The organism is Bythopirellula superficialaquae (assembly GCF_059632245.1).
The window spans coordinates 1-12,732 of sequence record NZ_CP197427.1; the positions used below are offsets into that span (position 1 = coordinate 1).

The 12,732-nt window shown below is 53.7% G+C and carries 13 protein-coding genes; 4 read left to right on the forward strand and 9 right to left on the reverse strand.

All coding sequences use genetic code 11. From position 1 onward, the window contains the following. A partial coding sequence (locus SH678x_RS23085) for a hypothetical protein (protein ID WP_496923109.1) occupies positions 1-410 on the forward strand: 410 nt, incomplete at its 5' end. A 53-nt stretch (positions 411-463) separates the two neighbouring features. Here SH678x_RS23085 and SH678x_RS23090 read toward each other — a convergent pair. The 4 genes from SH678x_RS23090 to SH678x_RS23105 form a co-directional block, all read right to left on the reverse strand. Next, positions 464-1,432: a WG repeat-containing protein gene (locus tag SH678x_RS23090; RefSeq protein WP_496923110.1), complete on the reverse strand. Its 969-nt coding sequence runs from the start codon at positions 1,430-1,432 to the stop codon at positions 464-466. A gap of 127 nt (positions 1,433-1,559) precedes the next feature. After that, positions 1,560-1,850 carry a hypothetical protein gene (locus SH678x_RS23095; RefSeq protein ID WP_496923111.1) on the reverse strand — a complete coding sequence of 97 codons (291 nt, stop codon included), beginning with the start codon at positions 1,848-1,850 and terminating at the stop codon, positions 1,560-1,562. A gap of 210 nt (positions 1,851-2,060) precedes the next feature. Continuing rightward, positions 2,061-2,372 carry a hypothetical protein gene (locus SH678x_RS23100; RefSeq protein ID WP_496923112.1) on the reverse strand — a complete coding sequence of 104 codons (312 nt, stop codon included), beginning with the start codon at positions 2,370-2,372 and terminating at the stop codon, positions 2,061-2,063. Further along, complete coding sequence (locus SH678x_RS23105) at positions 2,369-2,941, reverse strand: imm11 family protein (RefSeq protein WP_496923113.1); 573 nt, start codon at positions 2,939-2,941, stop codon at positions 2,369-2,371. Before SH678x_RS23105 ends, SH678x_RS23100 begins: the two co-directional genes overlap by 4 nt. A gap of 490 nt (positions 2,942-3,431) precedes the next feature. Between SH678x_RS23105 and SH678x_RS23110 the strand changes: the two genes are divergently transcribed. Further along, the gene (locus tag SH678x_RS23110) at positions 3,432-4,727 is read left to right on the forward strand and encodes a cation:proton antiporter (RefSeq protein WP_496923114.1); all 1,296 of its coding nucleotides are present in this window, start codon (positions 3,432-3,434) and stop codon (positions 4,725-4,727) included. A gap of 66 nt (positions 4,728-4,793) precedes the next feature. Here SH678x_RS23110 and SH678x_RS23115 read toward each other — a convergent pair whose 3' ends face one another. The 3 genes from SH678x_RS23115 to SH678x_RS23125 form a co-directional block, all read right to left on the reverse strand. Then, the gene (locus SH678x_RS23115; protein WP_496923115.1) at positions 4,794-5,156 is read right to left on the reverse strand and encodes a sensor histidine kinase; all 363 of its coding nucleotides are present in this window, start codon (positions 5,154-5,156) and stop codon (positions 4,794-4,796) included. Next, positions 5,065-5,982, reverse strand: coding sequence for a sensor histidine kinase (locus tag SH678x_RS23120; RefSeq protein WP_496923116.1), 918 nt, complete (start codon positions 5,980-5,982; stop codon positions 5,065-5,067). Before SH678x_RS23120 ends, SH678x_RS23115 begins: the two co-directional genes overlap by 92 nt. Before the next feature lie 221 nt (positions 5,983-6,203). Beyond that, a complete protein-coding gene (locus tag SH678x_RS23125; RefSeq protein WP_496922720.1) occupies positions 6,204-7,376 on the reverse strand; it encodes an AraC family transcriptional regulator in 1,173 nt (390 codons plus the stop codon). A gap of 209 nt (positions 7,377-7,585) precedes the next feature. On the opposite strand from SH678x_RS23125, the gene SH678x_RS23130 reads away from it, so the two are divergent. Both SH678x_RS23130 and SH678x_RS23135 read left to right on the forward strand, forming a co-directional pair. After that, positions 7,586-8,350, forward strand: a complete 765-nt coding sequence (locus tag SH678x_RS23130) for a nucleoside recognition domain-containing protein (protein ID WP_496923117.1) — start codon at positions 7,586-7,588, stop codon at positions 8,348-8,350. After that, positions 8,347-8,904: a spore maturation protein gene (locus tag SH678x_RS23135; protein WP_496923118.1), complete on the forward strand. Its 558-nt coding sequence runs from the start codon at positions 8,347-8,349 to the stop codon at positions 8,902-8,904. Before SH678x_RS23130 ends, SH678x_RS23135 begins: the two co-directional genes overlap by 4 nt. A gap of 140 nt (positions 8,905-9,044) precedes the next feature. Here the strand turns inward: SH678x_RS23135 and SH678x_RS23140 are convergent, their stop codons facing one another. Both SH678x_RS23140 and SH678x_RS23145 read right to left on the reverse strand, forming a co-directional pair. After that, the gene (locus tag SH678x_RS23140) at positions 9,045-11,396 is read right to left on the reverse strand and encodes an exo-beta-N-acetylmuramidase NamZ domain-containing protein (protein WP_496923119.1); all 2,352 of its coding nucleotides are present in this window, start codon (positions 11,394-11,396) and stop codon (positions 9,045-9,047) included. After that, on the reverse strand, positions 11,389-12,732 hold a 1,344-nt coding region (locus tag SH678x_RS23145), incomplete at its 5' end, for a sodium:solute symporter (protein ID WP_496923120.1). The genes SH678x_RS23145 and SH678x_RS23140, both read right to left, overlap by 8 nt.

The window sequence follows — 12,732 nt, forward strand, 5'->3', positions numbered from 1 at the left end:
TGCGTAGTTTGCAGCTCCCTGAGCACGCAAAGCTCGATTTTTCGCCCGTACGCTGGGGTCCCAACTTTGGTGACGAAACTCCTGGGTTTTGTCACTTGGCGATGTCACAAGTGCTGAACGTTCAAGCCCTTGCGAAATTCATACGTGCCAAAAGCAGTCGACTTTTGGTCAAAACGTACGGAAACTGCGTTCCAAAATTACGTTCCACAAATCCAGTTTTCAAAGAGCATGCCTACAGTTGGGCGAACACCATTATCGCGATTGCGAAGTGCTTCGCCACAACAATTCTTGGCCGGGGTGAAGACATTAAACCATACAGCGGCCCAGAGTTCACGGAGGAAAGGCTACCACGAATCGGACGAATAGCACGAATCTATGAACCGTCTTTGGATAGTCGTGTGTCGATGTAAGACAGTAGAATCAGTAAAGCACTCCTGACCCCCTTATCTTTTCTGCGGGCTAACTAAAGCCACGTTGATAACAGAACGTTTCCTTCCAGATTAATGTAATTCCTATCGTCCAAGCCGTATTCTGAAGCCTCGTTAGGACGCCAAATACAAGCAATTCCATCTTTGTCAAATGGCAAGATTATGCTTCCGGATGCCTCGCCAATACGATTGCCGGCCAGATCAGCCAGATACACGTTGGGCGGATCATCGGGGTTATTGTTACGATAGTGACCGAGCATCAACCGCGTGGGTGCTACAAAATCCACGACGTCAAATTCTGGATCGATCACCCAGTTTTCTTCCAAGTCGATGAATCCCCACTTTCCGTCACGCTCTTTGAGGGGAACCAATCCGCCCTGAAAGTGATGCCCGATTCCATCGCCCGCAAGTCGCCGGAGTTCGACGCCGTCAGCGTTCAACCAGCCCACAGTCGCCTCGTCGAATACGACCGGAATAAGTCCTTCATTCTCTTTCCATACCAGATTGTACAATTCATCCGTGATCTGCTCGGCATGTTCATTAATGACAACTTTACCGGGGTAGTCCCATTGGACGCGAGCACCGGTCAATCTGCCTTGGGGATGGAACCAGCCTATCTGTAGAAATTTTGATCCAATAACTTCGCCCCGGCGGTTGATGCGGTGCTGAACTCCACCGCGTTCAAGCTGTACGGTGGCTCCTAGATGATCGAAATCGCGGGCGATAGCGTACCGAGGCGAAATGACGAAGTTACCTGCGCGATCGACGAAGCCTACTAGAGAATCCTTATCCGATTTATCCTGCACCGCTAAGAGTCCATAGCTGAAGCTACTTGTTCCGTTTGACCACCCCTTGAGAGTGACCTCGGCAAGTGACTCGACGTCAATGAGCACGACGTCGTTGTCAAGAGTTGTGGCAACGGCAACGCCTTCGATTGATTCGTCAGCGTATCGAAAACGCGGAGAGATCACCTCGTTTTCGCAAATATCGCAATAGCCATACAAATCGTCTCGTGAAAACGGTAATAGAGGCTTTTTCATGGAGTGTAACCCATTGTCACCTGCACTTCTTGCTATCTCGATACGCAGTTATCTGATCGGCGATACTGACTGTGTAATGGTGTCAAAATAGCTATAGATATTCTTTGTCTAAGAAGTCGTTGATATCGTCCCTCTTAATGCCAAAGAACGCAAGTTCCGCCCATACTGAAAGAACTTTCTCATCATTAATGTCACCGTCAGGGGGAAACGCTTTCAAGCTATTCATAACGTCTAACAAAAAAACCTGTGCGAAACGGTAAACACCTTGTTCGTCTTCGCCTCGGTTATTGAAAAGAACTTGAGATGTTTTGTCCAACATTTCTATCAGGACATCCGACTGACCTTTAGCAAGCATCTGTCGAACAAACTGTGAAGGGTGCATATTATCGGCCCATGATCAATTTGTAACTATTCGATTCAGACGGAGAAACAATTACTCTCTTAATCCGAGCGCGGTGCGAAGCTTGAAAGCAGGCGTTGCTTCAAGACCTTATCTCATTTACTTTACCACATGCCCAGGCGATTGCGAGACAACACCGTTTGGCGACGAGGACCGATCGGATGGCAAAGCAACTGGGCTTGGAATCACGTCTCAAACCACGGGGACGGCCGCGGATACATCCGCACGAGGCGGAATGAGTGGAAAAGACTCTCGACCCTTTTTTGCTTTCCAAATACAAGCAATTCCATCTTTGTCAAACGGCAAGATTATACTTCCGTATGCCTCGCCAACTCGATTGCCGGCCAGATCAGCCAGATGCACGTTTGGCGAATCATCGGGGCTATTGTTACGATAGTGTCCGAGCATCAACCGCATGGGTGCTACAAAATCCAGGACGTCAAATTCTGGATCGATCACCCAGTTTTCGTCTAAGTCGATGAACTTTTGTGAGTAAGCATTCATCCAACTTCTTCGAACCGAAATCCGACAAGTTTTGCGTCAGTAATCGCCTCACAAAGTGCCTTTGTTGCGATCCAGCTTTGTTGCTCAGCGAGAAATAAATCTAACTCTGGCATTTGACGGGCGTCGACAATACCCTTTTTCATATAGCCGGCAGCTTCTCGGGTTCCTGGTGTTTCGCCATCTCTCCAGTGGAAATCTGATCGCTGATAATCCCAAACGTCAACTTCACTTCCGCCCAGTGCTAAATGGAACCGATCTTTCTCCTGGTCGTTTCGGTCAGTCAGAATGGTCTCCTTCCATACGATTGCGTCGCAGCATCGAAATCGCTGGATTAAAGTAAGTGCCTTACTACTAATCAAAAGCCAATTTGCGCAAGTAAAGAACACAGCATCCGCTAACGGTCGCGACGAAGCGGTCAATCGACACGTAAGCAACCCGGCTTGGGGATCGGGCCTAAAGAGATCAATCGCCTGGCCGGTATTGACCTCTACAATGTCGTCTTCAGCAAAAGCAACCTTCTTGGCGTCCATGGCAAGTGATGGATCGGCATCTAAAATGCTCCAACGCATTATGGCTTCCAGACCCCATTTCGATCTTCGGCAGGTCCAAAACGCCAAAATTTGTATTGGCCCGATTTGGGATCCCACACGGCATTTTCAATACCACCCAAATGGTGATTAACCGAGGTAATATATTCTACTTCAGCTTTCGTAATTGAATATCCTTTTCTATCAAACATCTCACTAACTTTCGCTCGTGCCTGATATCGTTCGACAGGTGGTAAAGGGCCAAGATACTTTGCGACATCCTCAAGATGACTGCGCGACGGTGCCCGAACTCGTCGCGGCTAACGTTGGATTTTTAATTAGGTTAAACGGGCGAGCGGCGTCTGGCCGCGTGAAAAAGCTGTAGACAGCGAATCTCGCCTTTTGTCAGGGCAAGCGCCGGGTCGGCATGACGCTTGCAGCATTTATTATCGATTTGCTGCTAACTGTTGGCAGCGGATGGAAGCACCTCTTACAAAATAGCTGACTGCATCAGGGCAGAATGCGAGAACTTATGACTCTGGTTCCATGGTTTGTGGCGGTGGGTGCGATTTTTATCGCAATCGCGCTGCTCTCGTCGTTTCTCCATCGGTCCCCCTTGAGCACAGCGATTATCTGCCTGGGATTCGGCGTCTTGCTCGGGCCCGGGGGTGCGGGCCTTATTCGGCTCGACTTTGTTAAAGACGACGAGTTCCTAGAGATTGTCACAGAAATCGCAGTCATCATTTCGTTGTTTACCGCAGGATTGCAGCTGCGACTGCCATTGGATCGCAGCGAATGGCGTGTCTCGGTCAGACTCGCTACCTTGGGTATGATGCTCACCGTTGGCTTTCTCACGTTAGTAGGCGTGCTGGGACTTGGATTGCCACTCGGTGCAGCAATCATTCTCGGCGCCGTGCTGGCGCCGACCGATCCCGTGTTGGCTTCCGATATTCAAGTGAGGAATTCGACTGACTCGGACAGGCTCAGGTTTATCTTGACGGGCGAAGCCGGCTTCAACGACGGCACGGCATTTCCATTCATTATGTTGGGGTTAGGCCTGCTCGGCGCACATGAGATCGGTGCGATGGGGTGGCGATGGTGGGCCGTCGATCTCGTCTGGGCCATCGGTTTTGGACTCGCCGTGGGGGCGGTCTTTGGCACGATCGTCGCACGAATGGTGCTTTACCTGCGCAAACATCATAAAGAAGCCGTCGGCCTCGACAACTTTCTGGCGGTTGGGCTGATTTGCCTCTCTTATGGCGTGGCACTCTGGTGTCATGCGTATGGCTTTCTCGCCGTCTTTGCTGCCGGTGTTGCCCTCCGTCGCGTCGAACGATTATCGCATGCCGCTTCTCCCACCGATGAAATGCGGCAAGCGGCAGGGAACCCAGACACCGAGCATTTGGCAACTGGCAGCGACACTGGTCCAGCTTACATGGCCGAGGCCGTGCTCAACTTTAATGCGCAGCTTGAGCGGTTTGCCGAAGTGATACTCGTTATTCTTGCCGGAGCGTTGCTGACCGCCGATATGTTTTCGGCCCGCATCTTCGGGTGGACGATGTTGTTGATCTTCGTTGTACGCCCCCTCGCGATCTATGTAACTCTTATCAAAAGTAACCTTCCCCACCTCGAACGCGCTTACATAGCATGGTTTGGCATCCGCGGCATTGGCTCGATGTACTATTTGAGCTACGCGCTCGCACACGGCCTTTCCGGCGAACCTGTTGAGGACATTGTTCACCTCACGCTCGTGACCGTGACCGTGTCCATTATCCTGCACGGAGCATCATCAACGCCGCTCATGCGGTACTATTCGCGCATGGGCTGAGGCTGGCATTCACAAATTTTGTAGGCATCCAACTGTGAAATTAAGACTCTGCCCACTTTATTCAATTCACATCGTGCGAACTTGATTCTCGCCCAGAATCGGCTGTCCGACGTCCTTGACGAACTCGCGTGGTAGGCGAACGGTGAATGTCGTGCCCGCTTCCTGGGTGGAAGTCACATCGATCGTGCCACCGTGTGAGTGGGCGATTTGGCGGGAGATATATAAGCAAAGGCCGATGCTGCCGGGACGGTTATGCTTGGGATGCCCGGCGCTTGAGCCTCTTACCAGCGGGTCGAAAATGCTCGCCAATTCTCCCGGTGGAATCACGGAGCCGTCGTTATGGATGACGATCGTGACGCTGGGACCTTCGCCTTTGGCCGTCAATTCCACGAGCGCGTTTTGGGTGCTGTGCTGGATGGCGTTGCCCATGAGATTGGAAATGGCTTGCCGCAGGCGGTCGCTGTCCCACTGGCCAGTAAGGTCCCCCGTGGAATGGAAACGAATGATCCGATTCGGGTGGGGCCGTGCGGAATTCGTTGAATAGTTCCTTGCAAAGGCCCTCGAGATCCATGGGAGCCACATTGACCGGCATCCCTGCCCCTAGACGGGTGCGGGTGTAATCGAGAAGATCTCGAATCATCCTCCCCATCACATCGGCATTCGTCGCGATCTGGGCGACCACCTCATTCGTTTCGGGAGCGGGTTGAACCAGATGCGGGAGCAGTGCTGCCGACATGGCGATGGAATTGAGCGGATTACGGAGGTCGTGGCTGAGGATCGCCAAAAAGAGATCTCGGGACTGGTTCACACGCTGCGTGTAACTGCTCACCGCCTTGGAAAGTGATTGATCAATGGATTCATTGAAGCGGGTCACATCATCGACGGCACTCTTATGTGGGTCGGGTGCGCTGTCGGCCCATAGTCGCAGCACACTCGCGCGGAGTGCTCGATATTCAGAAACGACTTCCATCAGGTCAAAGCCCGACCCCAACCGACCTATCGCATGCAGTTCGGATGCGCCATTCAGGGTCCCTTCGTCCGCATTGGTCGTGGAGTGAGTCCTGGACTTGGCGGTCCGTTCCGTGGAACTCTGTGGCGACTGCATATCCCGCACAGTGGCCAGCAGGATGTCGCTGGCATGATCCCGCAGAGCCAGTGAGTTCATTTTCTCAGCGGATACAATGCTACGGGCGAACGATTCCCACTCTGATAGAATGGGTTCGATGTTTGAGACAATGAAATCGGCAAGCCGCATGAATTTCCTAGTACGCGCGACGGGTCGCACGATCTACTGGAAGAGTGAATAACCCACTTATTCTATGCGTTAGCGGGTGACAACCACAAGCTAACCAGTTGGGGACGCCGGAACATGGCAGCTCAAATCGAGAATTCGGCCTAAAACCGACGATCGATCACAATCTCGTTCTACTACTGTTGATTCTCCATGAGCCTCCCAGCAATTGTTTCTCGACAAATTTACGTCGAGCGGGAGAGTTGCTTGCGATAGGCGAGCGGCGTCTGGCCGTAGCGTTTGCGGAAGGCTACGCCGAAGCGGGTTGTGTTGGCGAAGCCGCAGGCGACGGCGATTTCGCCGATTGAAAAATCAGAACGGGCCAATAGCTCTTTGCCCTTTTCCAGCCGCACGCGGCGAATCTCTTCGGCGGGGGAACGACCCAAATAGTGCTGGAATTGAATCTCCAAACTCCGCCGCGAAATGGGGACTTCGTTCAGAATGTCTTTGACGACAATATCCTGAAACGCATGCGTTTGGATAAAACGCAAGGCGCGGACCATCGATTCGTCGTCGATGGCCAGAATGTCGGTCGATTGCCGACTGATGACGCCCTGCGGCGGAATCTTGTATGTCTTGCGTGAAGGCTTTTCACCTTGCATCAAGCGATCTAACAGCGCAGCAGCCTCATAACCAATCCGCCGCCCCGCGAGAGCGATGCTGGATAGCGGTGGGGTCGAAACACTGCACATCAACTCGTCGGTGTCGCCGGCGAGAATCGCCACGTGATCGGGGACGCGAATGCCGCTGAGGTAGCAAATCTCGGTGAGTTGTCGGCCACGGTTGGCATCGACGGTAAAAATCGCCACGGGGCGTGGCAAAGACTTTAGCCAGCGACTTACGCGGCGTTGCTGCTCTTCCCAACCAATCTTCCGGCCCACCCGGTAGCCAGGTTTGTATTCCCGGCAACGGTAACCCGCTTTGGTGACCGCAGCGATAAATGCTTCGCCACGGCGCGTCGAATATTTCAAACTGGGGGGCGCGAAATAGGCGAATTCTTCAAAGCCACGATCGCGCAAATGGGCCAACGCCAAATCGGCCCGTTGTTCGTCGTCGGTGATCACGTCGTAAAAGCCGTCGAGCCCTTCGAAGACGGTATCGACGTTGATCTTGGGTTCCGAGCGATTACGAATTTGATCGAGCTGCGTGCGGTTGCCGATGCGAGCAATGATCCCATCGCCGGACCATTGATCGGGTAGCAGCGAGCGCTGTTCGTGGTCGCGGGGATCGATCAACAAATTCCAGTGGCCGTGGTCCTGGGAATAGTCGGCGATGCCGTGGATGACACTGCACCCCCAGCTGTCCTCGGTTTCCACAAGAACGGCAACTTGATGAACACGGTTCTTATCAATCGTCATACGGATTTAGCGAAAGCTCGAAGGAAAATGCAGCCCCGGCAGGAGGACATCAGGCCCTTGCTCAATTCTAGTTGGCGGCGTGCGCATTTTCGAGAGGCTTAGTAGTGTTTTTTGTATGACTCTTGCTAAGCTAGAGAACGTCCGCAAATGGCGGCGCGGGTTATGACTGTTATGCAGGCTCGAAATAGTGTCATGGGGAAGCGGGATTCATGCTGAACAAAATTTGGTTTGGGATGCTGGTGATCGGCATCGTCTATGGATTTGGCAAGGGGGCTTGGAATAGCTGGAAGGGCGATTCGGCTGCCCAAGTCCCAGCTTCCGTGGCCACGGAAGGGGACGCCCCACCAGTTGGCCCCGTGGCTCGCACCGCCGAGCAGAGAGATCACCGCAATCTGATGGAGATGGGCAAGGACATGAATAAGGCCATCATGGATTCCGCCACGACGGCCGTGGAAATCTGCATCGGCCTGATCGGCTTCATGGCCCTGTGGTTGGGAATCTTGCGAATTGCCCAAGACTCGGGAATGGTCGCGGCACTGGCGCGAGTGATGAGGCCGTTGATGCGATGGCTCTTCCCCGAGGTGCCCGACGGACATCCCGCCCAGGGGGCAATCCTCATGAACCTGTCGGCCAACATCCTGGGGCTCGACAACGCGGCGACCCCGTTTGGCCTCAAAGCGATGGAGGAACTGCAGACGCTCAACCCCCATAAGGACACCGCAACGAATCCGATGGCGATGTTCTTGGCCATTAATACCAGCAGCATCGTGTTGATTCCTTTTACGCTGATCGGTTATCGGGCACTCAAGGGGAGCGAAGATCCCGTGGGGCCGTTAATGCCCATCATTTTGTCGACGCTGCTCAGCACGCTCTTGGCTATCTTTATCACGCGGACCCTGAGCAAATCGCCCCGTTTTGCCGTCGAGCATTCGAACAGTGAGACACCCGACACGGAAAGCGAGGTGTCGGAATGAATGACTTCTTCGCCCTCATGGAAGTTTGCGGCCAGTGGGCCATCCCCTTCGTGATCCTCACGATCTTGATGTGGGGTTGGTACAAAAAAGTGCCGATGTACGAGTCATTCGTCACGGGTGCGAAAGAAGGTTTCGGCATCGCCGTGATGATCATTCCTTACCTGGTCGCGATCCTGTTTATCATCAAGGTCTTCACCGTTAGCGGGGCCTTTGACGACATCAAAGTCGCGGGCATGTGGTGCCTGAACAAAATGGGACTTGGCGAATACGGCGAATCGTTGGAACTGATTCCGCTCGCGCTGATTCGGCCACTTTCCGGGAGTGGCGCCCGCGGCGTGCTGCTGGAAATTTACGACGTCCATGGCACCGACACTTTCATCGGCAAGGTGGCGACCTTGCTGATGGGCAGTTCGGAAACAACGTTTTATGTTTTGACCGTTTACTACGGCGCGATTCAGGTGAAGAAATTGCGGCACACGCTGCCGGCCTGTTTGCTGGCCGACGCGGCGGGAATCGTGATCGCGATTGTGATGGGTTATTGGCTGTATAGCTAAAGCAAGTAGGAACTTTTAGCGTCGCTTGTTGTATTCCTATCAGATTGTAGGCCGGAACGAGTAACGCGAGTTCCGGCAATGAAGCAGAACAGACAGTGCTTTGCCGGAACTGCGCGGAGCTTGTTCACGGCCTACGACGATTAGGGATAGAGCAAAAAATCCTGGCGTCGTTTGTTGTATTCTTCCAACTCGGGAGCAATCAGCTCTTCGAGTTTGGAGAGCGTTGTTCCCTGTTCGATGGCGGAAAAGACTTTTTCGCTGCCTAGCAGGCGATTGAAGTTTTTCAGCTCCCAATCGTCGGGGAACAGTTCGCGTAGGCCGAGGGCGATCGCCAACCCGACCGGCACGGAGCGAAACGCTGCGCGATCGGTTACAATGATGTTCACCCCTTCGCAGTCTTCATCGACAAACTTGCTGGCGTTGGGCTGAAAGCGAATCGGCAAGAATCGCACGCCGGGCAGCGCTTGGTCGTTGAGATACGCGGCCAGCTTCCTGCCGTCGATCCAAGGTGCCCCCACGACTTCAAACGGCGTGTCGGTGCCGCGGCCCACCGAGACATTCGTCGTCTCCAACAAGCCGACACCAGGATAAAGCACCGCTTCGGTCAGGCTGCGCATGTTGGGGGAAGGGTTGGTCCACACGAGACCCGTTTCGTCCCAATATTGCTCGCCGGACCAGTTTTTGACTTTGATAATTTCCAGATCGACATCGAGTTTGTTTTCCGCGGCGAACATCTGGGCCAGTTCGCCCACAGTCATGCCATGCTGGACGGGCATGGCATGATGGCCCACAAAGTTTTTAATTCCTTTGTCGAGCACCGAACCCTCGGTCAAATTCCCAATCGGATTCGGCCGGTCGAGGATAACAAACTTGAGATCCTGTTCGGCTGCGGATTCGAGTGCTAATCCCATCGTTGAAATATAGGTATAAAACCGACAGCCGATGTCTTGAATGTCGAAGACCAGTGTGTCGATCCCTTCCAACTGCTCGGGATCCGGCTTGCGGGTTTTGTTGTACAAACTGTAAACGGGCAGTCCCGTGGCTTTGTCGCGGGTATCGGCAATGTTCGATTCATCGAGCTTGCCTTCCAAGCCATGTTCGGGACTAAAGACCGCCACCAATTCGACGTCGGGAGCGTTGTGCAACAAATCGACCGTCCGTTTGCCATCGCTGTTGAGGCCCGTGTGATTGGTGATCAACCCCACACGGCGGCCTTTGAGCGCGGCGAAGTTGTCTTGCTGCAAAACATCGATACCCAAGAGTGCAGGCGTTGAAGATGGTTCGCTGGACGTTGCGCCAGTCTGAAGCGCCGCCACCGCCACGGTGCCGATTCTTCCAGCGAGCGGATTCACATTGCCCACGCCATCGGGATGCAAGCGCGTCGAAAGGAAGATTACAAAGAGGTCGAGCTCGGGGTCGATCCAAAATGCGTTGCCTGTAAAGCCGCCGTGGCCGATCGCTTTGTCGCTGTACAAATCGCCGCGGTTGCTGGAATATTTGCTGCGATTGTCCCAGCCCAGGGCGCGTTTGTTGCCATCGATTGTGCGTGGGCGACGCATCTCGGCTATCGTCCGGGGATGCATCACTTGCTGATCGCCCGCGCGGCCATCGTTGAGTTGCATGCGAGCATACTTGGCCAAATCGTTGGCCGTGGAAAACAACCCCGCATGGCCAGCGACTCCACCGAGCGCGAAGGCCCGCGGGTCGTGAACTTCGCCCTGCCGCCATTTGCCGTCGATCTTTTCCGTCGTGGCGGCACGATTCTTTAATTTTTCGTCCGGCAGATAACCGGTTTCGGTCATGCCGAGGGGTTTATAAATATTCTCGGCGGCAAACTCGGCAACCGTCTGCCCCGTCACACGATGCACGATCTCACCCAAGGTCATAAATCCGACGTCGGTGTAAATAAACTTCGTCCCCGCTGGTTCCACCGGCTTAAGCGCCCACATACGCTTCCATGCCTCGTCGACGCCATGTTCGTAATCCTTGATCGAGTTATCAGGAATTAAGCCTCCTTGATGAGTCAGCAGTTGTTCGACCGTGATCGATTCTTTGCCATTCTGTGCAAACTCGGGAATGTACGTCGCCACGGGTTCGTTTAAACGAACTAAACCGCGCTCGACGAGCAACATAATGCTCGTCGCCGTCGCTACGGGCTTGGTAACCGATGCCATGTCGAACACGGTGTCGAGCGTCATATCTTCTTTACTAGGCTCGATCTGGCGATGTCCGTAAGCCCGCGCGAACGCGATACCGTCGCGTCGGCCGATCATCACCACGCATCCCGGCATGTTGCCGTTTTCGATTTCCTTAGCCACCATGTCGTCGATGCGGTCGAGTTGGCTCGCTGACAAGCCAAGTTCAGCCGGCGAGCGTAGTAGCAAATCCGTTGAATTGCTTTCCGCATAAACCGATTTTTGACTGAGCAGCAGGCTCCCAGTGAGCACCGGGATCAGAAGACAAAGCCGTTTCGTTGTCGTTACTTCAAGCATGTTTCACATCCTGGTTTGTCGGTGGCTCGGTCACGAACTTGCTGAGTGCCACACCTGCGAGAAAAGTCATCAGCGCTCCCACTCCAGCATACCAAGGCCACGAGAGTTCTGTTTGGCTTGCGATATAGGAAAGAGCGATCACCCCAAGACAGAACCCACCGAGCGCGGCGCGCTGTTTGACGTGTTGGGCGAAAACTCCCAGAAAATACAAACCTAGCAGAGGCCCTAACGCAAAGCCGGCGATTTTTAGAACACTATTTACCGTGCTTTCTGATGTGCCAAGATGATAGCTGACGAGTGCGATCACAATCTGCAAAATGCCGAAGCCAATTGTGGCGAGCCGACTCAAGAAGAGGACTCGCTCGGAAGAGGGCTGCTGGCGGGTTAAGGGCAAGTAGATATCGTTAATTAATGCCGTTGCTGAGGAATTCAATGATCCCGAGAGCGTCGACATTGCGGCGGCGAACACGGCCGAGAGAGTTAGCCCCACAAGTCCGCGGCCAAGATTATGCACAATAAAGTGCGCAAAGACTTTGTCACCATCCTTGGGTCCAAATGGTACTTCGGGGGGAAACTCTGCATAAAAACAAGCGAGTGCTGCACCGATCACAAGAAACAGGGCGAATTGAGCACAGACCACAAAGCCGCTCAGTCCTAAAGCCCAGCCCGCCGCGCGTTGGCTGCGGGCGGTCAGATAGCGCTGCACCATTAATTGGTCGGTGCCGTGCGTGGCGGCGGTGAGGAACAAGCCACCAATCAGGCCGGACCAAAACGTAATCGTCGGTTTGACGATGCTGAAATCAAAATCAAAGATACGAAACTTTCCCTGCTGGGCACCGAACTCACTGAATTGTTGCCATCCTCCTGGCAGTTGAGAGATGATCACCCCTAAGGCAACCACCGCTCCCAAGACGTAGATTAAAAACTGCAGACAATCGTTCCAGACGACGGATTTTACGCCGCCGAGCACCGTGTAAAGAATCGTGACCGCACCCATCAGCACGATGCACGTTTGCAGGTTGAGTCCAATGGCTTGCTGGAGTGCTAACGCCGTCAGATAGAGTCGCAAGGCATCACTCAGATTCCGCGTGACCAAAAACAAAACCGACGTCGCTCGCCGCGAGGAAATTCCAAAGCGACGCTGCAGCACTTCATAAGCCGTAAAGGACTGTCCTTGAAAATACAGCGGCAGCAAGGCCCAAATGACCAACATGCGTCCCACGATATACCCAAAGGTGATCTGGAGAAATCGCATGTCTCCGCCCTCGGCATAGGTAAAACCGGGGATGCTTAGAAAGGTGACCGTGCTCGTTTCAGTGGCTACGATCGACAGCAG